Origin of the sequence: Thermobispora bispora DSM 43833 (assembly GCF_000092645.1) — a bacterium.
GTDB lineage: Bacteria > Actinomycetota > Actinomycetes > Streptosporangiales > Streptosporangiaceae > Thermobispora > Thermobispora bispora.
Window position 1 is genome coordinate 139,039 of record NC_014165.1, and the last position, 25,062, is coordinate 164,100.

Annotated in this window: 20 protein-coding genes, 2 tRNA genes and 2 pseudogenes; 10 read left to right on the top strand and 14 right to left on the bottom strand. The window is 71.0% G+C overall.

Annotated features, from left to right (window positions below; all coding sequences use genetic code 11):
• Positions 1 to 710 precede the first annotated feature (710 nt).
• A complete protein-coding gene (locus TBIS_RS00610; RefSeq protein ID WP_041431033.1) occupies positions 711 to 1,190 on the bottom strand; it encodes a MarR family winged helix-turn-helix transcriptional regulator in 480 nt (159 codons plus the stop codon).
• 97 nt (positions 1,191 to 1,287) lie between these two features.
• Here TBIS_RS00610 and TBIS_RS00615 point away from each other — a divergent pair, with 97 nt between their 5' ends.
• Both TBIS_RS00615 and TBIS_RS00620 read left to right on the top strand, forming a co-directional pair.
• Entirely contained in the window at positions 1,288 to 1,851 is a 564-nt protein-coding gene (locus tag TBIS_RS00615; protein WP_013130388.1) for a YceI family protein, read from the top strand.
• Between the two features lie 265 nt (positions 1,852 to 2,116).
• Positions 2,117 to 2,207, top strand: a tRNA-Ser gene (locus tag TBIS_RS00620).
• Positions 2,208 to 2,336: 129 nt separating this feature from the next.
• Here TBIS_RS00620 and TBIS_RS17980 read toward each other — a convergent pair.
• Complete coding sequence (locus TBIS_RS17980; protein ID WP_204251898.1) at positions 2,337 to 3,095, bottom strand: hypothetical protein; 759 nt, start codon at positions 3,093 to 3,095, stop codon at positions 2,337 to 2,339.
• A gap of 19 nt (positions 3,096 to 3,114) precedes the next feature.
• Complete coding sequence (locus tag TBIS_RS00630) at positions 3,115 to 3,324, bottom strand: hypothetical protein (RefSeq protein ID WP_013130390.1); 210 nt, start codon at positions 3,322 to 3,324, stop codon at positions 3,115 to 3,117.
• 149 nt (positions 3,325 to 3,473) lie between these two features.
• On the opposite strand from TBIS_RS00630, the gene TBIS_RS00635 reads away from it, so the two are divergent.
• The 3 genes from TBIS_RS00635 (at position 3,474) to TBIS_RS00645 (ending at position 5,700) form a co-directional block, all read left to right on the top strand.
• Positions 3,474 to 4,712, top strand: coding sequence for an NsdA family TPR-like regulatory protein (locus TBIS_RS00635; RefSeq protein WP_013130391.1), 1,239 nt, complete (start codon positions 3,474 to 3,476; stop codon positions 4,710 to 4,712).
• Positions 4,713 to 4,909: 197 nt separating this feature from the next.
• Positions 4,910 to 5,368, top strand: a complete 459-nt coding sequence (locus TBIS_RS00640) for a MaoC family dehydratase (RefSeq protein ID WP_013130392.1) — start codon at positions 4,910 to 4,912, stop codon at positions 5,366 to 5,368.
• A 259-nt stretch (positions 5,369 to 5,627) separates the two neighbouring features.
• Positions 5,628 to 5,700, top strand: a tRNA-Arg gene (locus tag TBIS_RS00645).
• 558 nt (positions 5,701 to 6,258) lie between these two features.
• Here TBIS_RS00645 and TBIS_RS00650 read toward each other — a convergent pair.
• The 4 genes from TBIS_RS00650 to TBIS_RS00665 all read right to left on the bottom strand — a co-directional run bounded on the left by TBIS_RS00650 (position 6,259) and on the right by TBIS_RS00665 (position 10,165).
• A complete protein-coding gene (locus TBIS_RS00650) occupies positions 6,259 to 7,137 on the bottom strand; it encodes a hypothetical protein (protein WP_013130393.1) in 879 nt (292 codons plus the stop codon).
• A 684-nt stretch (positions 7,138 to 7,821) separates the two neighbouring features.
• Complete coding sequence (locus tag TBIS_RS00655) at positions 7,822 to 9,006, bottom strand: MFS transporter (protein ID WP_013130394.1); 1,185 nt, start codon at positions 9,004 to 9,006, stop codon at positions 7,822 to 7,824.
• On the bottom strand, positions 9,003 to 9,404 hold the full coding sequence (locus TBIS_RS00660) for a MerR family transcriptional regulator (RefSeq protein WP_241019802.1): 402 nt from the start codon (positions 9,402 to 9,404) through the stop codon (positions 9,003 to 9,005). Before TBIS_RS00660 ends, TBIS_RS00655 begins: the two co-directional genes overlap by 4 nt.
• A gap of 167 nt (positions 9,405 to 9,571) precedes the next feature.
• The gene (locus tag TBIS_RS00665) at positions 9,572 to 10,165 is read right to left on the bottom strand and encodes a TetR/AcrR family transcriptional regulator (RefSeq protein WP_013130396.1); all 594 of its coding nucleotides are present in this window, start codon (positions 10,163 to 10,165) and stop codon (positions 9,572 to 9,574) included.
• Positions 10,166 to 10,217: 52 nt separating this feature from the next.
• Between TBIS_RS00665 and TBIS_RS00670 the strand changes: the two genes are divergently transcribed.
• Positions 10,218 to 11,054: a CPBP family intramembrane glutamic endopeptidase gene (locus TBIS_RS00670; protein WP_013130397.1), complete on the top strand. Its 837-nt coding sequence runs from the start codon at positions 10,218 to 10,220 to the stop codon at positions 11,052 to 11,054.
• A 251-nt stretch (positions 11,055 to 11,305) separates the two neighbouring features.
• Here the strand turns inward: TBIS_RS00670 and TBIS_RS00675 are convergent, their stop codons facing one another.
• From TBIS_RS00675 to TBIS_RS00685, 3 genes are all read right to left on the bottom strand, one after another.
• The gene (locus tag TBIS_RS00675; protein ID WP_013130398.1) at positions 11,306 to 12,943 is read right to left on the bottom strand and encodes a DNA recombination protein RmuC; all 1,638 of its coding nucleotides are present in this window, start codon (positions 12,941 to 12,943) and stop codon (positions 11,306 to 11,308) included.
• A 514-nt stretch (positions 12,944 to 13,457) separates the two neighbouring features.
• Positions 13,458 to 14,153: a thermonuclease family protein gene (locus TBIS_RS17985; RefSeq protein WP_013130399.1), complete on the bottom strand. Its 696-nt coding sequence runs from the start codon at positions 14,151 to 14,153 to the stop codon at positions 13,458 to 13,460.
• 306 nt (positions 14,154 to 14,459) lie between these two features.
• A complete protein-coding gene (locus TBIS_RS00685; RefSeq protein ID WP_013130400.1) occupies positions 14,460 to 15,839 on the bottom strand; it encodes an alanine/glycine:cation symporter family protein in 1,380 nt (459 codons plus the stop codon).
• A 717-nt stretch (positions 15,840 to 16,556) separates the two neighbouring features.
• Between TBIS_RS00685 and TBIS_RS20280 the strand changes: the two are divergent.
• Both TBIS_RS20280 and TBIS_RS00690 read left to right on the top strand, forming a co-directional pair.
• Positions 16,557 to 16,727, top strand: a pseudogene (locus tag TBIS_RS20280) (hypothetical protein); the annotation flags it as partial.
• 53 nt (positions 16,728 to 16,780) lie between these two features.
• Positions 16,781 to 17,107: a Pycsar system effector family protein gene (locus tag TBIS_RS00690; RefSeq protein WP_013130401.1), complete on the top strand. Its 327-nt coding sequence runs from the start codon at positions 16,781 to 16,783 to the stop codon at positions 17,105 to 17,107.
• A 403-nt stretch (positions 17,108 to 17,510) separates the two neighbouring features.
• Here the strand turns inward: TBIS_RS00690 and TBIS_RS00695 are convergent, their stop codons facing one another.
• Both TBIS_RS00695 and TBIS_RS00700 read right to left on the bottom strand, forming a co-directional pair.
• A complete protein-coding gene (locus TBIS_RS00695; protein ID WP_013130402.1) occupies positions 17,511 to 18,149 on the bottom strand; it encodes an SRPBCC family protein in 639 nt (212 codons plus the stop codon).
• 121 nt (positions 18,150 to 18,270) lie between these two features.
• A pseudogene (locus TBIS_RS00700) lies at positions 18,271 to 19,136 on the bottom strand (AraC family transcriptional regulator).
• 708 nt (positions 19,137 to 19,844) lie between these two features.
• Here TBIS_RS00700 and TBIS_RS00705 point away from each other — a divergent pair.
• Both TBIS_RS00705 and TBIS_RS00710 read left to right on the top strand, forming a co-directional pair.
• Positions 19,845 to 20,237 (top strand): hypothetical protein, encoded by a 393-nt coding sequence (locus TBIS_RS00705; RefSeq protein ID WP_013130404.1) that lies wholly within the window; start codon positions 19,845 to 19,847, stop codon positions 20,235 to 20,237.
• Between the two features lie 300 nt (positions 20,238 to 20,537).
• Complete coding sequence (locus tag TBIS_RS00710) at positions 20,538 to 22,034, top strand: acyltransferase family protein (protein ID WP_013130405.1); 1,497 nt, start codon at positions 20,538 to 20,540, stop codon at positions 22,032 to 22,034.
• A gap of 230 nt (positions 22,035 to 22,264) precedes the next feature.
• On the opposite strand, the gene TBIS_RS00715 is transcribed toward TBIS_RS00710, so the two are convergent.
• Both TBIS_RS00715 and hcp read right to left on the bottom strand, forming a co-directional pair.
• A complete protein-coding gene (locus TBIS_RS00715; RefSeq protein WP_013130406.1) occupies positions 22,265 to 23,338 on the bottom strand; it encodes a 2Fe-2S iron-sulfur cluster-binding protein in 1,074 nt (357 codons plus the stop codon).
• Positions 23,335 to 24,996, bottom strand: coding sequence for a hydroxylamine reductase (gene hcp, locus TBIS_RS00720; protein WP_013130407.1), 1,662 nt, complete (start codon positions 24,994 to 24,996; stop codon positions 23,335 to 23,337). The genes TBIS_RS00715 and hcp overlap by 4 nt, the downstream gene beginning before the upstream one ends.
• Positions 24,997 to 25,062: the final 66 nt, after the last annotated feature.

Sequence of the window (25,062 nt, forward strand, 5' to 3'; positions counted from 1 at the left end):
CACGGCGGGAACGGCGAGCGCTGCGGCGGCTGCGACCATGGTGAGTGCGCGGGAGAGTGGACTCACAGGTCGCTCCATGAGCTCGTGTGTCGATCGGGTTTGGTGACCTTGGCAGTTCAGCAGAAAATCCGATCATTCGCCACCGATCTTGCGCATTGCCCCCATCTCGCCACGCGCCGTGACATTTCCGGAGAGTTGCCATGAGGGCAGGGGCGCTGCGGGCGGGGCGTGAGCGCCTGGGGCCGCGAGTGCTTCCCTGGGTACGCGCCGTGTTGAGTACGCGCCGCGAGCGCTCTTCGTTGAGGACGCGCTGTGAGCTCCCTGTCCGAGTACGCGCTGCGAGCGCTCTTCCTGGAAGCACGCGCTGTGAGCGCTCGCTCTGCCCGAGTGCGCGCAGCGAGGGCTCTCCTTGGGCAGGCGGCGACTGCTCTCCCCGGCCATGCGGCGAGCCGGCCGCGGTGCCGGCGGGAGCATCGTGACGATGGCGGGCCGCTCGCCGGCCGCCCGGCTCTCTCTTAGCCCGAAGGCTTAGCCCGCAGGCCGCCATGCGGCGGACGAACCGTCTCGAGGCCGGGAACGCCCCGTCTTGCTCAGGCCGCTGCGCTCGCGAGTGACGCCCAGGGGTGGTCGCCGCGCGGATCCAAGGTCCGCCCCCGGTCCGCGGTCCTGGTGCGGCCCCGGTCCTGGTGTGGCCGTGGTTCGCTATCCGGTCACCGGCCGTGCCGGGGCGCCACCCCGGCTGTGGCGTTGGGCCGTACCACGTCGCGGATCGTCCGCAGGGCCTCCAGGAACTGGGTGAGCTGCTCAGGGGTGAGCAGGCCGGTGAACCAGGTCTCGATGTCCGCGAGGTGCTGCGGCAGCACCTGTTCCAGGCGCTTCCTGCCCGCGTCGGTGAGCACCGCGTAGAGGGAGCGGCGGTCGTTCGGGCAGGCGCGCCGCTCGACGAGGCCCTCGCGCTCCAGCCGGTCGACCACCCGGGTGATCCCGCTGGTGGACATGGACGTCTGAGCCGCGAGGTCGCTCATCCGCAGCCTGCGCTCGGGGGAGCGCGCGAGCCGGATCAAGGTCTCGAAGTCGACCTCGGACAGCCCGGCCTCGGCGAAGGTCCGGGTGGTCTTGGCCGACAGTCCCGCGTACACCTCCGCGAAGAGGCCCATCGCGGTGAGCCGAGGGTCGTCGAACAGATCCATGCTCTCAGTGTACGCGCAGATATTTGACATGGGGAATATTTCTTCGGTAGAAAGTTGTACGAGAAGAATTCCCCGCCAGCACATTCGGAGGGTGGCTATGAGCGTTCGGGAGTGGGAAGGTCTCCAGATCCCCACGGCCGGCGACTTCGTGCTCGATCAGGCCCACACCCGGGTCGGCTTCGTCGTCAGGCACATGATGGTGAGCAAGGTCCGCGGGCACTTCGGCGAGTTCGAGGGCAAGATCGTCATCGCCGAGAACCCGCTCGAGTCCAGCGTCGAGGCCGTCATCAAGGCCGCGAGCATCGACACCGGGGTCGCCGACCGCGACGCTCACCTCAGGAGCGACGACTTCCTCTCGGCCGACAAGTTCCCGGAGATCACCTTCCGGAGCAAGCGGATCGCCGAGCACTCCGGCAACGAGTTCAAGGTCGTCGGTGACCTCACCATCCGGGACGTGACCAAGGAGGTCACCCTCGACGTCGAGTTCGGCGGCGCCGCCACCAACCCGTGGGGCAAGCACATCTTCGGCTTCTCGGCCAAGACCGAGATCGACCGCGAGGACTTCGGCCTCACCTGGAACCAGGCGCTCGAGACCGGTGGCGTACTGGTCGGCAAGAAGGTCACCATCGAGATCGAGGGCGAGGCCGTCCGCGCCGAGTGAGTATCCACTGAATCCACAGCCGACGCACAGCCGTTGTCCACAGCCTGTGGACGATGGCTGTGTATGATCAACTTGACGGGGCCGGGAGCCCGGCCCCGTCATGAACCGTTCAAGATCTCCGATCGCACGCCTTATCCTGTTTTCCAGCGCTCGGCCACCGCGTCCGGGCCGGACGTACGGCTCGGCTGCCCGGGTGGTGCGCCATACCGGGGCTCCGCTTTGCCGCGTTGCACGATCGCCGGTACGCTGTGCTGAGCAAACTCCAGGAGGCTTCGCCTAGTCCGGTCTATGGCGCCGCACTGCTAATGCGGTTGGGGCTAATTCGCCCCTCCCGGGTTCAAATCCCGGAGCCTCCGCTCGGGCGAAACGCCCTCTCCTCGATCGTCAGGAGAGGGCGTTTCCGGTTTCCGGGGATCCGCCGGGACATTGACGGGCCATCCTGAGGCTCATGCCACACCCGGCCGGATGTCTCGCCCAGCAGCCGATCACCGCCCGGCAGCCACGTTGGATTCACCGTCCGGCGGGCGATCACCGCCTGGCGGCCACGTTCGATCCGTATGCGGCATCGGCCTACTGTGCACGCCGAGCCGCATGCGAGCTCCGGCAGGTGCGGCTGCGGCTCGGCCCGGCGCTGGAACCCGTAGGCCGTCATCCCCCGGTGCTCGATCTTTCTTGACGAGGGCCCACCCCGGCTCGCGGGTGTAGTAGTCGACCAGGCGGGGGTACGGGCCGGTGCCGCGCCGTACCCATAGCCGGCCGAGCCGGTGGGTGTGGTCGAGCGCCCACCACGCCATGAGCCGGCCGATCCGCTGCCCGTAGTAGCAGGGGTGCGTGAACGCGGTGGCCAGGAACAGCGACGGCTCGTTGCGTTCGGCCTCCTCCGGCCAGAGCGGTTCCGGGGTGTGGTCGTAGCCGCTCACCACCCCGGCGATACAGCCGGTGCCTTCGTCGACCGCGACCCGAACGGGGGCCGTGCCGCCGGCCTGGCCGGCGAGCGCCGCGGCCTTGGCGTGCGCGTTGTCCCAGTCCGGCATGGATCGGTCGCGCATCCACTCGGCGCGGGCGCGGATGAGTGCTTCGATCTCCGGCCGGTCGCCGGTCGCATGCTCAGCATGGGGCCTCGCCAGGGTCAAGGGCGGCGGGCGCGGCGCCGCTGAGCCATCCGTGTGCCGCCGATCCCAAGCCGCTGGGCGCGCATGGCCGATGCCGCGGCACGCCTCAGCGGGACGCTCGAGCCGGCGCACCGGGCGTGCGCGGCGGAGTTCACGGTCGCTGAGCGAGGGCGGCCAGGCGCTCCTGCTCGGCGATGGCCCGGCACAGCTCGGCGAGGTCATCGCCATCCACGGTGCGCGCGGCACCGGCGGCCTCGGCGGCCGCGGTGAACGGCCGGATCCGGGTGGCCCACCATCGGCCGGCATCGGACCGCCAGATCCGCCAACCGGGTGCCACCGCCGCGGCCTCATCGTGAGTCACGCGTCTGACCTCCCGATCGGATGCCTGTCGTCGTGCGCACACGCGCTCGCCTGCGCATGCGGCCCCATGAAATCCGCCCGATGACCGCCCGCGGCAGAGGGCGCAGAGGGAAACTCGGGGAAGGTGCCCTTCGACCTCGACCGTCGGCCATGGAAGACCTTCCCGCATGGGCGGACCGGATCCGGCGCGAGCGGCGTAACCGGGGCTGGTCCCAGAAGGAGCTGGCCAAGCGGCTCGCCGAGGTGGCCGCGAGGCTCGGCGTCCCCATGCCCGAACGCGCATCGCTCATCCGCTCGATCCGGAACTGGGAGGCGGGCCGCTGCCGGCCGCGGGACCCCTACCCGATGCTGCTGGCGCGCGTGCTCGGCCTCGGTGAGGAGGAATTGTTCGCCGGATCGTGGCAGCCGTACCGGCCGGCCCCGGGCGAGGTGCTCGACGGCCTGCTCCCCGAGGGCGACCCCGTGGGCGTGCTCCAGGCCGGGCGGCGGATCGGCCCGGGGATCGTGGCCCACCTCGCCGCCCGCGTGCACGGCCTGCGCCGCTCCGATGACGTGCTCGGCGGGGGTGACCTGATCGGCCCGGTGTTCCGGGAGCTCGGCGGCATCGTGCGGCTGTACCGGGAGGGCAGCCACGATGCGCGTACGGGCCGCGCGCTGCTCACCGTCATCGGCGAGTGCGCCCAGATCGCCGGCTGGGTCGCCAGCGACGCCGGTCGGCATGACACGGCGGCGCGGACCTACCGGCTCGGCATCAGCGCCGCGCGCCAGGCCGGCGACCGCACGCTGGAGTCCCACCTGCTCGGCTCGCTGGGCTATCAGGAGGTCAACCGCGGCCGCCTGCGCGAGGGCACCGAGCTGACCCGGAGCGCGGTGCGAGTGCTCGACCGGCGCTCGCCCGCCCGCGCCCGGGCCCTGGCCTGGGACCGGCTGGCCTGGGCGCACGCCCGGACCGGGAACGCGCAAGCGGCCATGCGCGCCCTGGGCGAGGCCGGGGACGCGCTCGCCGGCGACGACGGCGGCGAGACGCCCGCCTACCTCTATTGGGTGAACCCCGCGGAGCTGCAGATCATGGAGGCCCGGGTGTACACCGAGCTCCGCAGGCCGCTGCGTGCCGTGCCGCTGCTGACCGAGGTGCTCGACCGGTACGACTCCACGCACGCCCGTGAGCTCGGGCTCTACCTCTCCTGGCTGGCCGTCGCCCTCGTGGACGCCAACGAACCGGAGGAGGCGGCGCGCACCGCCCGGCGGATGCTCGAGGTCTCCGCCGGGGTGGCGAGCGCGCGGACCGCCGAACGTGCCCGGGTGGTCCTCCGCCGTCTGCAGCCCTACCGGGACCTGCCCGAGGTGCGGGACGTGCTCTCCGTCGCCGGGGACGCTCTTCAGGGCTGAGCCGTACGGCGAGGCTGAGCCGTGCGGCGCCGCCGGGGCGTGCCGGGACCGGGGCGGCCGGGTGCGGTCGGCCGCGGGCGGATCGCGGTGGCCGCCGTTCGGGCCGGGCCGGTGAGAAGGAGCCGGGTGCCGGCAGGAGCCTGGGCGGCGCGCTCGGCGGGCTGGCGCGGCCGGGGTATCCGAATTATGTTCTGGTCATGCGGATCTTCAAGAGCCTCGACGAGATGAAGGCGGCCAAGGGAGAGCACCTCGGGTACAGCGACTGGCGGCAGATCACCCAAGAACAGGTGAACCTGTTCGCCGACGCGACCGACGACCACCAGTGGATCCACGTCGACGTCGAACGGGCCAAGGAGGGCCCCTTCGGCGGCACGATCGCCCACGGCTACCTGTCGCTCTCGCTGCTGCCCTCGCTCGTCAAGGAGATCTACCGGGTCGAGGGCCTGCGCATGGGGATCAACTACGGGCTGAACAGGGTCCGCTTCCCGAGGCCGGTGCCGGTGGGCTCCCGGGTGCGGGCGGGTGCGGAGATCCTCGACGTGAAGGACACCCAGAACGGCACCCTCACCGCCCTCAAGGTCACCCTGTTCGTCGAGGGCGACGAGAAGCCCGCCTGTGTCGCCGAGACCCTGTCGCTGCTCGTCCCGCAGACCTGAGCGCGGCAGCCGTACCGGCTTCCCATCCCGGCACCGGGTCCAGCGGCCGGCGCGTATGAGGGTGGCCGGGGTGGGACGACGCCGATGAGCGCCGCGTTGGGGGTGTGCGTCCGCCGGCGGCGGCCCGCGCGCTGCTCCGGCTCATCGCCCATGTCACCGGGGCGTGGACACCGCCGAGGCTCCGCGGCGCGCAGTGGGCAAAACGTGGCACAAGCCGGTGTCCAGGGTCTGGTACAGTTACCACTGTCGTGAATCACCGGCGGCCGTAGCTCAATGGATAGAGCATCTGACTACGGATCAGAAGGTTAGGGGTTCGAGTCCTCTCGGCCGCGCATCTACGGAAAGGCCCGTGACCAGGGGAAACCTGGAAGCGGGCCTTTGTGCTTCCTAGATCATCCGGATCTTTTGCTAACACCGTTGCTAACAAGGGCGGCGCTGCGCGCCGCCTGGTGTTGCCCTACGCCCGTCCGGCGGCTAGGCATGCGGCCCTGGGGGTCGAGTCCTCTCGGCCGCGCCAGCTCAAAGGCCCATTCCGATCATGGAGTGGGCCTTTTGATCTTCGTACAGCGGTGAAGTACAGCAATCGCCTGACACGAACGCTCGCGAGGCCGAAGGGCCACGGGCTGAGGGCGAGCAGGCGAACGACCGCGACAGGTACGGCCCTTAGCGCAGCGCTACTACGCAAGGCGCCGACCGGCTATAGGACCGGTCCCAGGCTCAGGCGCTGCTGAGCTCCCCTGAAGCGTGTCGCCCCAGGTTCTGCCGCCAGCACGGCCACCGCCACGCCGTTCGCGAGCATCCACCGGCGCACCGGTCATGCCGGCATTGCCGGCACCGACCACCTGGAGAACCGGGAAACCGGCGCTCGTGGCCGCGAACGCAACTCGGCTTCAGGTGTTCTTGTCGTCCGGTGGAATCGGTTCGTTCTGCCGGCGGACGTACGCCAGCAGATCAGCCTCGTCGATGACCTCGTCGGCGGGCGGAGCGGTGACGACGAGGTGGAATCCCCAGCCGGTGTAGCGCGTGTCGCTGCGCTTGACCAGTGCCTTCTTGCCTTCCCCCGCGGTGTCCGTGGTGATCAAACGGGTGGGCAGGCCGGTGCGGTCGGTCCACAGCCGCCACGCGATGGTCCCCTTGCTCTTCTTCCCGATGGGCCGGCCCGTGGTCCAGGAGACGATGGCGTTCTTGGAGATCTTGCTCAGCTCCCGGTAGCTCATCGTGCCCCGATAGAGGAACCCGCCGGAGACCCGCGTGCTCGTCGAGCGCTTCAGCACGGCCGTCAGCATGGACGGGTCGTACACGTTGATCGGCTGCAGCCCGGCGTCCTGGGCCATGTCGCGGTTCATGGCGCCCAGGTGGTTCTTCGGGAACCGGATCCACTTCTTGCCGGCCGGCACCGGTCCGGGGTACTGGTCGCGGCCGACGTACACGTCCTTGCCGAGGCGGATCACCCGATGGGCGTCCGGCTTCGCGGCGGTGGAATCGGCCTTCCGAGGCAGGTCCCACCAGGTGAACCGCACGGCCACCGGGCCGGACGGGCCGAGCTGGAGCACCCCGCGGATCCTGACCCCGTTCCCGAAGGTCTTCGACCACTCGTCCAGGAAATAGCGGGTGGTCTCCACGACCCGGACGCCGTGCTTGGCTCGGAGCAGCCGCTTGACCGCGCGCACCGGGCGGGGAGCGTCCGCCTGCGCGGTGGCGGGATTCACCGTGATCATGGACGTGATCAGCACGGTGACCGCCAGGGCGGCCCATCGTCTGGTGGGCATGTGCTCCCGCCTTCCCGACCAGCGCCTACGCGCATGCACGACAACCAAGCGGCTGAGCGCGGCGACGACACTTTACTCGATAGGAATCTACCTGGTCATGGTCGCCTCAATACGGTCGACGGGGATACGGGCATTGGCCACGGTCCACTCGGACACCGGATAACAAGGGGTACTTGAGGCAATGAAGATCCTCCGATGACGACGATAACCGGCGGCCCAACCGAGCCTCTCCATCTGTTGATCTTGCTAACGCAGGTGCTAACAACAACCCTGGACGACCACGGACAGCTGTGGAACCTCCGAGGCCGGTCACCTCTTTTGAGCAGGCGTTTATGTCAGCCGTAGACGTCTGTGGACATTAGTGATCCTGCTACGGATCAGAAGGTTAGGGGTTCGAGTCCTCTCGGCCGCGCAGCTCAATGGCCCACTCCAATCACGGAGTGGGCTTTTTGGTTTTCCGGTCTCCCCCACGAAGCACGGCTGTCGTGCGGTCGGTTGGCCGCGAAGCGCGACGGCGTACCCCGCCTGGGCTGCAGCTTGCCTCCGTCCACACGAAGCCGATCGCGCGTCGCAGGCGATCCGGGCACTGCTCCGCCTTTGCAGGTCTCCGGTCAATAGGGACCCACAGAGAGGTCGGAGCCGTCCGCGGCCTGGAAGCCCTCCGTGTCACACACGGAAAGGCGGTCAGGACGACGCCCGGCGGGGGATCAGCGGCACGGCCGCGAGCAGGAGCACACCACCGGCCAGCGGGATGGCCGCGGGTCCCCATCCATCGAGGAGAATCCCGCCCATCGCCCCACCCAAGGAAGCGCCCGTGAACAACGCGGCAGTGGCGAGCGCCATCGCCTCGGCGGCGGCGCCGCGGGCGAAGCCGTACATCATCGACTGCAGCGGCGGGTTGATCGCCCAGGCGGCGAGCGCGAGCAGCACGACCACCACGCCGAGCACCGCCGATGGCACGCCCCCGGCCATCGTCAGCGCCGCGGCGGCCCACAACGTCACCCCGTAACCGGCCAGCGCCGCCACCAGCGTCCGGTAGGGCCCCCACCGGTCGGCCCCGCGCCCGCCGAGCCAGGCGGCGGCCGTGCCGGCCACGCCGTACAGGGTGAACAACGCGGTCATCTGCTGGTGGCCGACACCGCCGGCCTCGCGGAGCACCGGAAAGAGATAGGTGAGCATCATCATGCCGCCGATCCCGCTCACCACCGTGGCGGCGAGCAGCCGCGCCACCGCCGGTACGGCCAGCGGGGCGAGGCGGCGCCGCAGACCGAGCGAGGGCGGCGCCGGCACGAAGGGCACCCCGGCGGCCCCGGCCAGGGACACCGCGCCGAGCAGGGCGACGAACACCATCGTCGACCGCCACCCGTACTCCCCGCCGAGCCAGGTGCCGGCCGGGACGCCGGCGACGAGCGCCACGGTGAGCCCGCCGGTGACCAAGGCCAGGTACCGGCCACGCCGCTCCTCCGGCGCGACCTCCGCGGCGATCGCCACCGCCGCCGGGGTGCACGCCGCGGCCGCCAGCCCGGCAAGGACCCGCAGCACCAGCAGCACCCCGAACGACGAGACCACCGCCGCGGCCGCGTTGACCACGGTGAACGCGGCCAGGCCCCAGGTCAGCACCCGGCGGCGCGGCATCCCGCCGGTCAGCGCGGCGACCAGCACGGTGCCGCACCCGTAGGCGACGGCGTACGCGGTGACCAGCTGCCCCGCGGCCGCCTCGCTCACCCGCAGGCCTGCGGCGAGGGCGGGCAGGATCCCGGCGATCACCATGTCGCCGGTGCCCGCGGCGAACGACGCCCCGGCCAGCGGGAGCACCCGGAGCAGCGACGCGGCGCCGCCGGCCGCGGACCGGGTCCCGACCGCCGTCATCGGACGGCCTCGCCGTTCTCGATCGCCCGCCGGATCTCCTCGCCGTGCCGGGCCAGCCGGTCCCGCAGCCGCTGCAGCCGGCTGATGCGCTCGTCGAGGCTGCGCAGCCGGGCCTCCACCGTGGTCAGCTCCGCGGCGCAGCGCGGGGTCTCCTCGAGCGGCCGGTCGAGGCAGCCCTTCTCCAGGTAGCCGCGGATGTCCTCGGTGGTGAGGCCGATGGCGAGCAGGTCCCGGATGTTCCGGGCGTGGATCAGGTCGAGCTCGTCGTACTCCCGGTAGCCGTTTGCGGCACGGGCAGGGGCGAGCAGGCCCACCTGCTCGTAGTAGCGCAGCGCTCTGGTGCTGACCCCGGCGCGCCGGGCCAGCTCCCCGATCTGCATGGTCAGCTCCTTCAGCATGGCCGGACGGTAAGACCTTGACGCCCGTGTCAAGGTCAAGCGCCGGGGCCTCACCGCTTCGCCGTACGGCCCGCCGCCTCGCCATCCGCCCCCCGCCGGCCGGCCGTACCGCACGCCGCGTCGCCGTACCGCACGCCGCCTGGCCGTACGGCCGGCCGTGCGGGTGCTCAGTCCGCGAGCAGGGATCGCACCTGGGCGTGGACGAGCCGGCGCAGGGTGTCGTGGTCGAACGCGGCCGGGTCGAAGACCGCCTGCAGGGTGAGCCCGTCCACGTGGGCGATGAGCGAACCGGCGGTCGCCAAGGGGTCGAGGTCGGCGCGGAACCGTCCTTCCTTCTGCCCCTTGGTGATGATCTCGGCGATGGCCTTCCGCCACTCGTCGTAGACCGCGCGGAGCAGGGCGGTGGAGTCCTCGCGGGCCAGGGCCCGGTCGAGGAAGGCGAGCCAGACCCGGGCCTCGGTGTGCCGGGCGTCGTTGAGCGGCAGTGAGGCGAGGAGCGCCTGGAAGAGCAGCTCCGCCGTGTCGGGGTAGGGCGGAAGCTCGCGGAGCCGGAACGCGCTCCTGGCGACGACCTCGGTGAACGCGGCGGTCAGCAGCTCGTCCTTGTCGGCGAAGTAGTGCGCGAGCGCCCCCACGGACACGCCCGCGGCGGCTGCGGCCTTGCGCACCGTCACCGCCTCCGCGCCCTCCCTGGCGATGAGGTCGAGGACGGCCGAGACGATCTCGGCACGGCGGGCCCGATGATCCACCACTCGCGGCATGGTGCTATCGTACCGTTTTAAGACGGACGTTCGAAATAAAACGAGGGGAGCGATGACGACCGCCGCCCACCGCGCCGACCTCCGCGGGCTGATCTGGTTCTACGTGCTGGCCACCGCCGTCACCTGGGTGTGCTACATCCCGCTGGTGCTGGACGCCCACGGCCGCCTCAGCATCGACCTCGACCTGCAGAGCCTGCTCGGCCTGACCGCGATCATGGCCCCCACCCTGACCGCGTGCCTGCTCGCCGCGGTCCGCGGCGGGCGCGGGGAGCTGCGCCGCCTCCTCGGCATGGCGGTCCGTGTCCGGTTCGCGGCCCGCTGGTACCTGGTGGTGCTGCTCGTGCCGTTCGCCGTGCCGCTCGCCGCCGTCGCCGTGGAGTCCCTGACGTCCGGTACGGCTCCCGCCGCCTGGCTGGTCGCGCCGACCACGTGGACGCTCGCCACCTTCTGGATGGCCGCGGTCGGTGAGGATCTCGGCTGGCGCGGTTACGCCCTGACCCGGGCGTTGGGCCAGTGGGGGCCGGTCAAGGCGAGCGTGGTGCACGGCTCGCTGTGGGCCCTGTGGCACCTGCCGATGTTCTTCATGCCGGGGACCGCGCAGAACGACCAGGTGTTCCCGATGTTCCTCCTCCAGCTCATCGGGGCGACCATGATCTTCGTGCGGATCTTCATCGGGACCGGCGGCAGCGTGGCGGCCATGATGCTGATGCACGCCACCGCGAACCTGGCGTTCAACACGGTCCCGGTCTTCGCCACCGAGGGCGGCAACCCCACCCGAGCCGCGCTCGTCTCGGTGATCTACCTCTTGGCGGGCGTGGTGGCGCTGGCCACGCTCCCGCGCCGTACCTCCCCCACGGCGGGCGTCACCACGGTGACCGAGGCGGCCTGAGCGGGGTGCGCCCGGCGGCGCCGCCAAGCCGGATTGGGTCGGCGTGCGCGTAGGTCTTGCCGCCGGGAGCCGGACCCGCGGTCCGGGGCAGCGGGGCCTGAGGTGCGGCGCGGCGGATGCCGGGACCGCGCCCGCTCGCTTACCTCCGGGACACCGCCTCCCGTACATTCGGGGCCCCGCTCCCGGGTCGCCGCCGCGTTCGCCGTACGACCCGCGGCTCCGGTGCGGCGGCGGTGAGCCGGTGACGCGGATCAGCCGATGGTCTCCGGGCCGCCGGCCGGAGCAGGGGTCACACCGCTCGCCTCATCGGCCGCCGGTCCGGTCAGCTCGGGAGCACCGAGCGGCCGGGGCGCCTGCTCGATGGGGTCCAGCCGCTTGAGCTGCGTCTCGGTGAGCTTCAGCGAGTGGAACTTGCGCGCGGTGACCAGGACGCGCCGCTCCAGGGAGCCCACCGTGTCGTTGTACGCCTTGACCGACTGGTTGAGCGCCTTGCCGAGCCGCTCGAAGTGCTCGCCCAGCTTGGACAGCCGCTCATAGAGCTCGCGCCCGATGTCGTAGACCTGCTTGAGGTTCTCCTCCAGCGCGGCCTGGGTCCAGGCGTAGGCGATCGTGCGCAGCATGGCGATCAGGATGGTCGGCGTCACGATCATGACCCGCTTGGTGGCGGCGTACTCCTGCAGGGCCGGGTCGTGCTCCAGGGCCGGCACCAGGAAGGCGTCGCTCGGCACGAACAGCACCACGAACTCCGGCGAGGCGCCCACCCGCCGGTGGTACTCCTTGCTCGCGAGATCGTCGACGTGCTGCCGGAGCTGCCGGGCGTGATCCGCCCAGTGCTTGTCCGCCTCGGCATCGTCGCTCGCTTCGATCGCCGCGATGAACGCGGTCATCGGGACCTTCGCGTCGACGACCACATGCCGGCCGTTGGACAGGTGGATCACCAGGTCGGGCCGCTGCGCGTTGTCGTCGTCCGCGAGGTGGACCTGGGAGTCGAAGTCGCAGTGCTCGACGAGCCCGGCCAGCTCGACGGCGCGCTTGAGCTGCATCTCGCCCCACCGGCCGCGGACCTGCGGCTTCTTCAGCGCCTCGACCAGCTTGCGGGTCTCCTCCCGGGTCCGCGCGCCCTCTTCGGCCAGGGTGGCGAGCTGCTGATCGAGCTTGGCCTCCGCCGCCGCGCGGCTGGTGCTGAACTCCTGGAGCTGCCGGTCCAGCAGCGCGAGCTGCTCCTTGACCGGCTTGCTGACCGCGGCGAGCCGCTCCTCCGCCTCGGCGACCAGCTCCGTCCGGGACTTTTGCAGCATGTCGGCCGCGGTGGCGCGGAGCGTCTCCTCCAGCAGCTTGTTATTGCGCTCCCGGATCCGATCCAGCTCCTTCCGGGCGGCCTCCAGCCGGGCGGCCTGCTCCTGCAGCCCCTGCTTCTGGGCGGTCAGCTCGCTGAGCTGCTCCCGGAGCTCCTGGACCTCTTCGCGCGCCTTGTCCTCCCTGGCCGCCAGGGCGGCGATCTTCTTCTCGGCCTCCTGGAGCAGGCGGTCGCGCTCGTCCAGCCGCTGCCGCTCCGTTTCGAGAGACGCCTTCAGCCGTTCGGCCTCGGCCTCGGCGCGCTGCAGCCTCTCCTGGCCGGCCTCCAGGGCGGCCTGCAGACGGGTGACCTGCCCGGTCAGGGTCTTGAGCTCGGTCTGCGCCTTGGAGTGCTCCCGCTCCAGGCCGGAGACGCGCTCGTGGGCCTTGTCACGTTCCGAGCGCAGGCCGTCCGCTTCCGCGCGGGCCTGGCGGTACCGCTCCTGCGCGACCCTGAGGTCCGCGCGCTCGGCGGCGGTACGGCTCCGCGCCACGAGATATGCGATCGCCGCGCCGGCGAGCGCCGGCAAGAGCGCCAACAGAACGGACGACATGGGAGGCTCCCTTTCGTACCGCGCGGGTCGGGTGGTGGGACCCGCAGGGGAAGTCGCGGTCACCGGAGGATGTCGTCGCGCGGCGAGCGGCGGTCCCGAACGATGGCCGTTGCCGAGCTCAGGACCGGGCTTCGCCTGCGTGAGTCTTCCCGGCCCGGCGATCCACCGGATCACCAGGCCGGACGCTCCGCGAGCCCGCACCATCGCCCCTCTGGCGCGGTGCGGAGACCGATCCGAGGTACCGCCGCTCCCGGCGGCACCGGGTCTCGGTGCACCCGCCCGATGGTCACCCCGCCGGACCGGCGATGCCACCGGGCGGTGGTCCCGTCCGATCTCGCCGCCCGCCTCGGGCCGGGCCCGGCGGGGAGATTCGCCGTCGTGCCGGCCCGGGCCAGGTGCCCGGGCCTTGGCGGGCGGCGCCGCCCATGGGTGGGACCGCCGCCGTGGCCGCCCTCATCGCCTCACGCAGCGGTCCTCTCGATGGCCGTGACCGTGGGCGGCGGTCCGATCAGGGTCACCGTTCGCAGACGACCCCGTCGCCGTCGCGGTCCTGGTACCAGGCGTACTCGGGGTCGCGCCCCCGGTAGTAGGGGCCGTACCCGTTCCGGTTCGCCTCGGCGCAGGTGCGGAACCGCGGGTCCGTGCCGGTCCGGGCAGTCGTCTTCGGCTCGGCGGTCCCGCCCTTGGTCTTCGGCTTGGCGGTCCCGCCCTTGTCGCACCGGCCGGACCAGATGCGCAGCTTCTGCCGCTTGGCCTTGGCCTCCTCGCTGCGCATCAGCTTGATGTACTTGTCGTTCGGCTTGATCAGCATCGCCCGGGCGTAGCCGTACCGCACCAGGTACCGGTTCACGAACGTCCCGTTGTGGGACCAGACGTAGAAGAGGTACCGGCCGTACCGGTCCTTGGGGTCACGGTCACGGAGCAGGTAGACGGGCTTGCCGACCGGGAGCAACGCCTTGGTCTTCGCGGTCGCCGCGTTGTACCAGCACTGGCCCCAGTCGGGGGTGTCGATCTCCAGCAGCCGGACCTTGAGCGTCCGTCCCCTGGAGATCACGTGGATCGTGTCACCGTCCACGACCTTCTTCACCTGGGCGGTGATCGCGGCCTTCGGCACCCCCTTGGGCCGGGAGGCGGCCTCGGCCGGGGTGGCGGTCGCCACGGTGAGCGCAACGGTCGTCAGCGCAAGCAGAGCATGGGGGAGCTGTCGCACCAGTGCCTCCTGTGACTAAAGGGGCAACTGGGGTGAACTGTAGCATGATTACGATCAAGTGTGAATTGAGTTCATTTACCCAAATGGTCGTGTGGGCGGATCAGGTGACATCGGTGCAGGATGCGCCGTACAGGCAGGGCCAGGCGGATGAAACGAGAGCAGGGAGCCGCTCCCACCATGGTCACCGGTGAGAGCGGCTCCCTGCCGGGTTGGGCCCGTGCCCGGCGCCGCCGGTGACGCGGCGCCGGGCACGGGCCGATGTGACGGAGCCGGATTCAGACGGTCAGGGGTGATGAGCCCCGCGGCTCACCGCTTCGTCGAGACGGGCCGGTACTCGGTCTGCCAGTCGGGACGGCTGAAGTACGCCTTGGTCTCCCGGACCACGAGGCCGGAGAGCAGAACCAGGCCGATGAGGTTCGGCAGCGCCATGAGGCCGTTCATGATGTCCGAGAACGTCCACACGGTCTGCAGCTCGAGCACCGTGCCGACGAAGATCAGCACGATGAACACCAGCCGGTACGGCACCACCGCACCCCGGCCGAAGAGCCGGTCCATGCAGCGCTCGCCGTAGTACGCCCAACCGAGGAGGGTGGAGAAGGCGAAGAAGACCAGGCCGAGGGTGACGATGATGCCGCCCCACTCGCCGGGCAGGCCCTGGCTGAACGCGAGCGAGGTGAGCGGGGCGCCGTTCTCGCCGCTCTGCCAGGCACCGGTGACCACGATCACCAGGCCGGTCATGCCGACGACGACGATCGTGTCGATGAAGGTCTGGGTCATCGACACGAGCGCCTGCCGCACGGGCTCGTTCGTCTTGGCGGCCGCCGCCGCGATGCCGCCGGTGCCCAGGCCGGACTCGTTCGAGAAGATGCCGCGGGCCACGCCGTACCGGATCGCCAGCAGGACGGTGGCGCCGGCGAAGCCACCGGTGGCGGCGGTGCCGGTGAAGGCGTCCGTGACGATCGTGGCGATGGCGCTCGGCAGGCTCCCGATGTTGGCGATGATCACCCACAGGGCGCCCAGGATGTAGAAGATGATCATCACGGGCACGAAGGCGCTGGTGAACGCACCGATGCTCTTGATGCCGCCGAGGATGACGACGGCGGCGATCACCGTGATGATCAGGCCGGTCACCCACATGGGGACGCCCCACTGGGAGTTGATCGCATCGGCCACGCTGTTGGACTGCACCATGTTGCCGATGCCGAAGGCCGCGATCGCGCCGAAGATCGCGAAGAGGATGCCCAGGGTGGCGCCGAACTTACCGCCGATCCCATAGGTGAGGTAGAACATCGGGCCGCCGCTCTGCTCGCCCTTGGCGTCGGTACGGCGGAAGCGGACGCCGAGGAAGGCCTCGCAGTACTTGGTGGCCATGCCGACGAGGCCGGTCACCCACATCCAGAAGACCGCGCCCGGTCCGCCGAAGTGGATGGCGGTCGCGACACCCGCGATGTTGCCGACGCCGACGGTGGCCGCCAGCGCGGTGGACAGGGCCTGGTAGTGGCTGATGTCGCCCGTGCCTTCCGGCTCCTTACGACGGATGAACGCGAGCCAGAGGGCGTAGAGCAGCTTATGGAACTGCAGGCCCCGCAGCACGATCGTGAGGTACAGGCCGGTCAGCAGGAGCAGGGGGATGAGCAGGAAGGGCCCCCAGACGAAGTCCGAGATCCCGGACAGGATGTCTTCCACGCACGCTCCTATCGGTCGCTTGTGGCGAAGTAACGCTGCCTAACATCCCTCATGTCCGAATTGAAGGCGAGAGGGCGGCGCGCTTCGTAACAGAAACGATGACGAGCTTCCACCTCGGCGTCATGACCGCAGGCAGGCGCGCCGCACCGGTCGGCGGGCCGTACGCCCCGGCACGCCGGCGATCCGGCACTGATCGCGCTGCGTCTCCGGGCCGGCGCGCCGCTCGCCCCCTGGACGCCGGCCGTACGTGTCACCCGGGTGGGATGCGCGGCGCGGGGTGAGCCCTGGCCGGTCTCCGGCAGCACGCCGCTGGGCCGGCACGCCCCGGGCGCGCTGCGGGCGAGGTGCGTACGGTTCGGCGGAGTGCGCCGTCGACCGGTGGGCTGAGCCGGCCGGCGAGAGCCGCGGCACGTTCCCCCTCCCACGGCGGCCGTGCCGGAGGAACGCCTCCCCTGCCTCGTCGGGAAGGCCGGGGGTAGGCGCCCTGCGCCATGGCCGGGATCCGGCACCGGCTGGTGCGCGACCCCTCCCGGCGTGCGCGACCGTCGCGGCATGCGCGGCCACCTCTCCGCGCGGCCGCCGATTCCCGGAACATATCCTGATCGCCGCTATTCTCGCTCACCCGCTATCGATTAACATCGACGCATTTTTCTGAACCCCGGTCGCGCATATCCAATTGAGCGCATAATGGCATTGGGGGATGCGACGGGGGACAACATGCTGCGACGGTTATTCGCCGGCGAGAAGAATCGGGCCGCCTCTCACGAAGACCTCGTTCGCGCGGAGGCCGAACGGCTGCTGGGAGAGGCCAAGGCGGAGCTCGACCGTGTCGATACGAAAGCGCAGGTCCTGCTCGGTATCGCCGGCATCGGGCTGGGCGCCGTGGCGGCCGGGCTGCTGGCCGGGACCTGGTCGCCGACGGGCCTCGACGACAGGGTGGAATGGCTCTGGTGGGTGGGGGTGGGCTTGACGCTTTCGCCGTCGGAGCATTCGCCGGCGCCGTCTATCCGCAGGTGGGCGCACCGAAGCGGGACGGTTCACTCACTCACTTCATGGATATCGCCCAGTACGGCACGGCGGAAGAAGTCGTCAGAAGGCTTTCCCATCCCCGGGCCGCGAATGTCACCGAACTGGCCGGGGAACTCCTCCGGATCAGCGTGCTCGTCCGGCGCAAGTACCGGTTCGTCCGGTGGGGCTGCTGGTCGCTCTTAACGGGGGTCGTCCTGTCGCTCGGCTCGATCATCACCGGCTGGCTGCTAACCGTGTGATCGCCATGGAATGATCCGGCAGCCCGTGCCCGTCCGCTCGCCGGCGCACCCCGGCGATGAGCGGTGAAGTGGCGGGATGCGCCGCCGCGTATTGCATCCCGGCCGATGTTCCAGCCGATGGGAGAGCAGTGGTCACGTGGTCCAGAGGGGGTCGGCATGGTCTCCCGGCGCTGCCGAGGCACGCCGCTCTCGTACGGCCGCGCCATGCGAGCGGGGACATCCCGCGGTGGCGAGGACACTCCTCCGGCGAGGAGCGGTGGAAGCCGCGGATCTCCAGAGCACCCTCGATGTCCCGCCACACCCGGCGTCCCTCCATGGAAGCCGAATGGGCACGGCCGCGCGTGTGACCGCGGCCGTGCCCACACGGCTCACTGGGAACCAGGCACCCGGCTCAGCGGGCGGGTCAGAGCTCGCCGTTCTCGATCGCCTGCTTGAGGGCGGCCTGGATCTGCTGGTGCGCTGCCACGCCGTTCGTGGCGGTGAAGTCGATCAGCGAGTTGTCGGCCTCGAAGGTGAGGTACTCGGTGACCTTGGTCTGCCGCTTGCTGAGCGGCTTGAAGACGATCTTCTGGTGGGTCACCACGCCCGGGGCCGACCAGGAGTCGACCTCGTAGTAGCGCTTGCTCCGGTGGAGGCGCTGCTGCGCGTGGGTGTTGAGGGTGACGATCGTGCCCTCGTACGGCACCTCCTCAACGGCGGTGAGGTTGATGTGGCGCAGGCTGCCCTTGCGCCAGTCCTTGTGGGTGACGACCCGGGTCAGGAACGGGTTCCGGCCGATGTGGTTGCTGAAGTTCGAGTACGCGTCGAACACGTGCCGGAACGGGGCGTCGATCACGATGGAGATCGTGGCCGTGCGCTGGCTGCGCCCCGAGTCCGGCGCCGGGGGCGTGCGGTCGTAGAACTTGTAGGTGTCCCACGCGTACTGCCACTCGGCGGCGAGCCCGGGGTCGGTGTCGGCCGTGGTGGCGTGGGCCGGCCCGGAGAGGCCGATGAAGGCGAAGACGGCGGCGAATGCCGTGAGCGCTCGCAGGATCTTCTTCACGGATTACCCCAAAGGGATGATCGGCTTTTTGAAGATCTTCTACCGCACCGAACGTTCAAACTGGAAGCATTCGCCCCAACATTCACTTCTGTCCCGTGACCCGGCTCCGGGCCGGCCGTGATCAGTGCGCGGTCCGCTCCACGGGGATCCACAGCTCCGCGTCCGCCCTCGACCCGTCCGGTGAGATCCGGGCGCTGAGCATCTCCGGGCCCGGCCTGCTCTGATAGGGGTTCGACGGGAACCACTGGGTGAAGACGTCCCGCCACAGGTACTGGATCGCCAGGGGGAAGTCGCCCGAGATCTCGAAGACCGCCCACGTCCCCGCCGGCACGGGCAGCACGTCCAGGTCCTCGGGCGTGGGAGCGCCGGTGACCACGCCGTGTAGAAGTCGAACTCGGTGCCCTCCGCGCGGCCCTCGGCGAGGTCGTGGCTCACGTTGAGGATGCCGCGCGGCTCCTGGTCGGAGAGCTCCTCGATCCGCCGCCGGGTCTCCGGGTCGATGCTCTGCACGAAGGCGACGATCGCGGGGTTCATCCCCTCATGGACCAAGGGGAGACGGGCCTTCTTGCCCACGATGCGGAACCCCTCCTTCTCCACGATCCGGTATCGCATACCGCTGCTCCCTTCGACGACGAGGCGGAACGAGATGCGTGGCTGGGAGAACAGCGCGGCACCGGTCCGCCTCGCCTCGGCGGGCCCGACACCGTGCAGGGCCCGGAACGCGCGGGCGAACGCCTCACCGGAGCCATAGCCGTACCGCACCGCGATATCGAGCAGCGTCTCCTTCCCGGCGAGCACCTCGGCGCCCGCGAGGGTGAGCCGCCGCCGGCGGATGTACTCCGAGAGGGGAATGCCGGCGAGCGCGGAGAACAGCCGCCGGAAGTGGTACTCCGACATGAGGGTGATCCGCGCGAGCTCGGCCCCGTCGATCCGCTGATCGAGGTGCCGCTCGATGTAGTCGACGGCCCGGTTCAGCCGCTCCAGCATCCCGTCGCTCCTTTCCCGGCCACGAGCCCACGCTAGGTGCGGCCCGCCGTACCGGACCCGACATCTCGTGCCCGGAACGGTCGGTCGCCGCCCGCCGCGCGGCGGTCACGTCCGGCCCGCGTGATCCGGTACGGCACGGCCCGGCGCGGCCGCCCGCGAGGACCGGCGGGAGGCCCGACTACCGGGCACGGGGTTCGGCCTGGCTCTGGAACCCGGCCGGCGGGGTACCCGGTCCGGCGCGGGGAATTCCGCCCGGCGAGGCGTCCAGGCCCGATGGTGGTTTTTACGGAATTCAGCGTGATCCCGCACCGTGTCATTCGAATTCCGCCCGGTGTTTAGGCGCTTCGTTGACGTATTTCCCACGGCTTTCCCGCGGCCGATGCATCTCGGCGTCCCGGGCTCGGGATCGGCGGCGCCGCCGGCGCCGTCCGGTGCGCCGGCGCCCTGACCTGCGGTGCCGTACGGCCTCTGGATCTTGGAATCGGATATTTCGTCACAAAGGGGACTTTCCAACCGTAATGGCAGTAGATATGTCCCCAATGCTAAATCAAGACCACTATGCGCCTGTTTGCGCCTGGATCGTCCAGGAAATCACGTGAGTGCAGGAATGCGGGGCGGAAGTGTCAATGGCGACGCTTCTCGTTCCGAGTCCAGGAAATAGGCTCTGCCATTTCTTGGGCGAACGGTTCCTATTTAGGAGGACATGCAATGCCTGCATTCAAGAAGATCCTCGCTGGTCTGGCGCTGGGGACCGCCCTCACCGGTGGTGCGCTCACCCTGGGCGCCACCGCCGCCAGCGCCACCGCGCCGACCGGCAATTTCGGGCCCTGTTTCGACAACAACGTCTTCTTCAACGACTGCAACAACTTCTGGAACAACAGCAACTTCTGGACCAGCAACTGCTGGAACGACTCCTACGACGACTCGTCGGCGTTCGTCGTGAGCAACGGCACCGCGACGATCAGCTTCTTCGACGAGACCCACCGGGACAGCTACTGGTCTAACAGCGGCTGGTTCAACAACAACGGCTGGTTCAACAACACGCCCTTCTTCAACGACTGCGGCTTCGGCGGCTTCGGCGGCTGCGGCTTCGGCTTCTGACGGATCTGCCGTCCGGCCGCTCATGGCCGTAGATGATCGGAGCAGCTGAGGGAACGAGTTGATCCGGTTACGGGCTGACAGGCGAGCCTGTCACCCGGCGAGGCCCCTCCCGCGCGTCGGGAGGGGCCTTCCGCTGCCTCCGTACGGCTGTCTCCGTACGGCCGGGCCGGTTCCGGGGCGACGACTCGCGGCCGGAGCAGGACGGCAAGCCCGGAGCGGGCCCCGAGGCATGCGCCCGCCGCGGCCGGGGGTAGAGAACAGTCAGCGATCGGCCAAGGCCGCCCCGGGAGGTCGGAGACGATGCGCGCCGCGTTGACCCGGGTCCGGGAGCTCGCCGAGCGAACCCCGCCCACGCGGGACCGGTTCATCGACCTGCTCCGGGCGATCTCGATCATCGCGGTGGTCCTCGGGCACTGGCTCGTGTCCGTGGTCGGCTACGACGAGCAGGGCGAGCTCTCCGGCCGCTCGGCACTCCCCGACCTGCCGTGGGCGTTCCCGATCACCTGGGCGGTCCAGGTCATGCCGATCTTCTTCTTCGTCGGCGGCTATGCCAACGCCGCGTCGCTGACCGCGGAGCGGCGCCGGGGCGGGAACGCGGTCGAGTGGCTGATCTCCCGCAGCGGCCGGCTGGTCCGGCCCACCACCACCCTGGTGCTCGTGATCGCGGCCGGTGCGCTCGCGGCCCGGCTGTGGGACACCGACCCCTCCCGGGTCCGCCTGGTCGCCTGGTTCGCCACGATCCCGCTGTGGTTCCTGGTGGCGTACCTGACCGTGGTCGCCCTCACCCCGCCGATGTACGCCCTGCACCGCCGATACGGGCTGCTGGTCCCGCTGGTGCTGGCCGGCCTGGTCGCCCTCGGGGACGTCGCCCGGCTGACCGGGAGGCCGCTCTGGGGGTACGGCAACTACCTGTTCGGGTGGCTGGCCATCCACCAGATGGGGTTCGCCTGGTACGACGGGCGGCTGCCGGCCCGCCCCCGGGTGGCGCTGCCGCTGCTGCTCGGCGGGTTCGCCGCCCTGCTCCTGCTCACCCTGGCCGGTCCCTACCCGGTCAGCATGATCAACGTGCCGGGGGAGCGGTTGCACAACATGTCGCCGCCGAGCCTCGCGCTGATCGCGGTGGCCACCGCGCAGCTCGGCGCCGCGCTGCTGCTCCGGGAGCGGGGCGAACGCTGGCTGCGGCGCCGCACGCCGTGGCTGGTGGTGGTCGCCGTGAACACCGTGATCATGGTGATCTTCATCTGGCACATCTCGGCCGCGATCCTGCTCGCCGGCGCGCTGCACTTCGCCGGCGTCCTCCCCACCCCGGAGGTCGGCTCGCCGGCGTGGTTCGCCTGGCGCATCCCCTGGCTGATCATGCTGAGCGCGGTGCTCGCCCTGCTGATCATGGTGTTCGGGCGGTTCGAGCCGGGCGGCGCCCGGGTCACCGGCCGGGTCCGGGTCGCGCTGCCCGAGGCACCGGCCCGGGTGGTGGCCCGGCCGGCCACCCGCCTCATCCTCGTGATCGCGGGGTTCGTGAGCGTCATCTACGCCCTGCTCAGCAACAGCAGCTTCCCCGACGCCGCCCCCGCCGTGTACGGCCTGCCGGAGGACGCGCTCATCACCTATCTCGGCGGCGCCGCCATCCTCCGCCTCCTCCGCTCGGTTCCCCGGCGGGAGCAGGCCCGATCGCGGGCGGCGGCACCGGACGGCATCGGCCCGTCCCGGCCGGTGGATCGGCCGGGCGCCGGGCCCGAGACCGGCCGGCCGGAGGATTCCGGGGGCCGCGCCGCCGGGCACCCCGGCGGCGACCGCTGACGGCGCCCCTGCCGCTCCCGCCCGCGCCCGCGCCGTTCCCGGCCCCGGTCAGGACCGCGCCCGGCCTCGGCCAGGGCCGGGCCCGCGCCGCCCGGGCCTGGTCAGGTCAACGCCCCGCACCGCCCTCGGGCCTGGTCAGGCCGGTGCCCCGCGCCGTCCCCGGATCTGGCCCGGCCGCGCCCCGTGCCACGCGACCCGGTCAAGGCCGGCGCCCCTGCCGCCTGGGACCGTCAGGTCGGCAGGTAGCGCTCCCGGATGACCCGCTCCTCCGGCACGCCGGCCGTGAGCGCGGCCTGGGCGACCGCGTCGACCATGGGCGGCGGGCCGCAGACGTAGATGTCCGGCTTCTCCGCCGTCGCCGCGAGCAGCTCGGCCACCCGGTCGGCCGGGGTGCCCGCCTGCCCCTGCCACGAGGGGCCGGGCCGCCACACGCAGACCTCGTAGCGGAACCCGGGCAGTTCGGCGGCCACGGCGTCGAGCTCGGCGAGGCCGAACACGTCCGCCTCCTCGTTCACCCCGAAGAGCAGCCTGGCCGGTTGGGGCTCCTGCCACTCGGCCATGTGCCGGACCATCGACAGCAGCGGGGCCAGCCCGGTCCCGCCCGCGACGAACCAGCGGGGCCGCAGCCCGGTCTCCCGCAGGCCGAAGGCGCCCTGCGGGCCGTGCGCGGTGAGCCGTTCCCCGGGCCGGGCGCGCTCCTGCAGGTAGGTGGAGAACAGCCCACCCGGCCGGAGCCGGATGAAGAACTCCAGCCGGCCCTCCCAGTTGCCGGTGTTCGCCAGGGAGTACGCCCGCTTCGCGTCCGTCCCGGGCACCTCCAGCTCCATGAACTGCCCGGGTTCGAACTGGCAGCCGCTCCCGGCCTCCTCGTCCGGCTCGAGCTGCAGCTCCAGCCGCACGGTCTCGCGGGCGACTGTCTCCAGCGCGGTGATCACGGCCTCGCGCCGCGGTATCCCGCCGTACAGGATCCGGGAGCTCTCGTACGGCAGCGCGACCGAGAGCGGGCCCTGCGGGTAGGTGCGGCAGAGCAGCACCTCCCCCTGCTCCCGCCGCTCCGGCGGGAGAGCCATCGGGCTGCAGGGGCCGTGGTCGAAGGCGCCGCCGGTGACCGAGGCGTGGCAGGAGCCGCAGGTGCCCTGCCGGCACGAGGCGGGCAGCGCCGCCCCGGCCGCGGCCGCGGCCTCCAGCACGCTCTGCCCCGGCGCGCACGGGAACTCCAGCCGCTCCCCGTCGGCCGTCACCATGGACACCGGCCGGGCCTCGGCGGTTCCGGCCGCCGGAGCCGATTCCGCTGTGGAGGTCATGCCCGCCCCAATGCCGCCGCCAGGTCGGCCTTCGGGTCCCCGATCAGCCGCAGCCCGAACCGGTCGACGAGCGTGTCGACCAGGGCCGGGGTGAGGTACGCGGGGAGCGTCGGGCCGAGGTGGATGCCGCGGACGCCGAGCGCGAGCAGGGTGGCGAGCACCGCGGCCGCCTTCTGCTCGGTCCAGGCGAGCGCCAGAGTGAGCGGGAGGTCGTTGATCCCGCAGCCGAAGGCGTCGGCGAGCGCCATCGCGACCCGGATGGCCGAGTAGCTGTCGTTGCACTGGCCCATGTCGAGCAGCCGGGGCAGCCCGCCGATCTCCCCGAAGTCGTGCCGGTTGAACCGGTACTTGGCGCACCCCAGGGTGAGCACGACGGTGTCGTCCGGGGTGGACAGGGCGAGCTCCCGGTAGTAGTCGCGCCCCGGGGTGGGCCCGTCGCACCCGCCGATGAGGAAGAAGTGCCGGATCGCGCCCTGCCGTACCCCCTCGATGATCCGGTCGGCGTGGGTGAGCACGGTCTCCCGGCCGAACCCGACCGTGATGAACTCCTCCGGCCCGTCCTCGGCGAACCCGGGCAGCGCCTTGGCCGCCTGGATGAGCGGGGTGAAGTCCCCGTCCGCCAGGTGGCGCACCCCCGGCCAGCCCACCGGGCCGGTGGTGAAGATCCGGCGGCGGTAGCTGAGGTGCGGCTCGATGATGCAGTTCGACGTCATCAGGATCGGGCCGGGGAACGCGGCGAACTCCCGCTGCTGGTCCTGCCAGGCGCCGCCGTAGTTGCCGACCAGGTGCGGGTACGCCTTGAGCCGCGGGTAGGCGTGGGCCGGCAGCAGCTCCCCGTGGGTGTAGACGTTGATCCCGGTGTCCTTGGTCAGCTCGAGCACGGCCGCCAGGTCGCGCAGGTCGTGGCCGCTCACCAGGATCGCCTTGCCGGCGACCGGGGTGACCCGGACCGCGGTCGGCTGCGGGGCGCCGTACGTGCCGGTGTTGGCCTTGTCGAGCAGCTCGATGACCCGGAAGTTCAGCCGGCCGAGCTCGAGCGCCCGCTCCAGCAGGCCCTCGGCGTCGGTGGGCTCGCTCGCCAGGTACGCCAGGCCGCTCTCGATCCCGGCGAAGACCTCGGCGCTGTCGTGGCCGAGGACGTGGGCGTGGTGGGCGTAGGCGCAGATCCCCTTGAGCACGTAGAGGTTGAAGGCGCGCAGCCCGACGATGTCCGGGCCGACCGTGTCGATGCCGGCGTCGATGCGGGCCTCAGCCGCCTGGGCGAGCAGGCCGTCGAGGTCGGCGGCCGGCTCCCACTGCGCCGACGCGGGGGGCGGCTCGGGCTGCAGCCCGTTGGCCCGCGCCGCCTCCTCGTACCGCGCCCGGACCCGGTCCCGGACGGAGGCGGCCTCCCGGATCAGGGCGTCGAACCGGGTCGGGTTGAAGTTGACGTTGGTCAGCGTGGTGAACATCGCGTAGACGATGAACGCGGCCGCCTCGTCGTCGGGCGCGCCGAGCTCGCGGGCCTTGGCCGCGTACCGGGCGATGTCCTTGACCGCGTGGATCAGCAGGTCCTGCAGGTCCGAGGTGATCGGATCCTTACCGCAGTTGCCGAGCGGACCCGCGCAGCCGGGGGTGAGCCCCGTGCGGTCGGTCTGCTCGCATTGAAAGCACAGCACAGCCGTTCTCCCATCGTCTCGCGTACGGCGCCACGCTAGGGACGGCGTGCCGGGCTTTCCTTGACC

Coding starts and splice junctions, on each gene's coding strand:
- TBIS_RS00655 (WP_013130394.1), bottom strand. CDS start 9,006: ATGACGGCGGTCGGGACCCGGTCCGCGGCCGGCGGCGCCGCGTCGCTG.
- TBIS_RS00610 (WP_041431033.1), bottom strand. CDS start 1,190: ATGGATCTGTTCGACGACCCTCGGCTCACCGCGATGGGCCTCTTCGCG.
- TBIS_RS00615 (WP_013130388.1), top strand. CDS start 1,288: ATGAGCGTTCGGGAGTGGGAAGGTCTCCAGATCCCCACGGCCGGCGAC.
- TBIS_RS00660 (WP_241019802.1), bottom strand. CDS start 9,404: ATGCTGAAGGAGCTGACCATGCAGATCGGGGAGCTGGCCCGGCGCGCC.
- TBIS_RS00690 (WP_013130401.1), top strand. CDS start 16,781: ATGGCTCTGGTGGGTGGGGGTGGGCTTGACGCTTTCGCCGTCGGAGCA.
- TBIS_RS00675 (WP_013130398.1), bottom strand. CDS start 12,943: ATGTCGTCCGTTCTGTTGGCGCTCTTGCCGGCGCTCGCCGGCGCGGCG.
- TBIS_RS00705 (WP_013130404.1), top strand. CDS start 19,845: ATGCCTGCATTCAAGAAGATCCTCGCTGGTCTGGCGCTGGGGACCGCC.
- TBIS_RS00665 (WP_013130396.1), bottom strand. CDS start 10,165: ATGCCGCGAGTGGTGGATCATCGGGCCCGCCGTGCCGAGATCGTCTCG.
- TBIS_RS00635 (WP_013130391.1), top strand. CDS start 3,474: ATGGAAGACCTTCCCGCATGGGCGGACCGGATCCGGCGCGAGCGGCGT.
- TBIS_RS00640 (WP_013130392.1), top strand. CDS start 4,910: ATGCGGATCTTCAAGAGCCTCGACGAGATGAAGGCGGCCAAGGGAGAG.
- TBIS_RS00710 (WP_013130405.1), top strand. CDS start 20,538: ATGCGCGCCGCGTTGACCCGGGTCCGGGAGCTCGCCGAGCGAACCCCG.
- TBIS_RS00715 (WP_013130406.1), bottom strand. CDS start 23,338: ATGACCTCCACAGCGGAATCGGCTCCGGCGGCCGGAACCGCCGAGGCC.
- TBIS_RS00650 (WP_013130393.1), bottom strand. CDS start 7,137: ATGCCCACCAGACGATGGGCCGCCCTGGCGGTCACCGTGCTGATCACG.
- TBIS_RS00670 (WP_013130397.1), top strand. CDS start 10,218: ATGACGACCGCCGCCCACCGCGCCGACCTCCGCGGGCTGATCTGGTTC.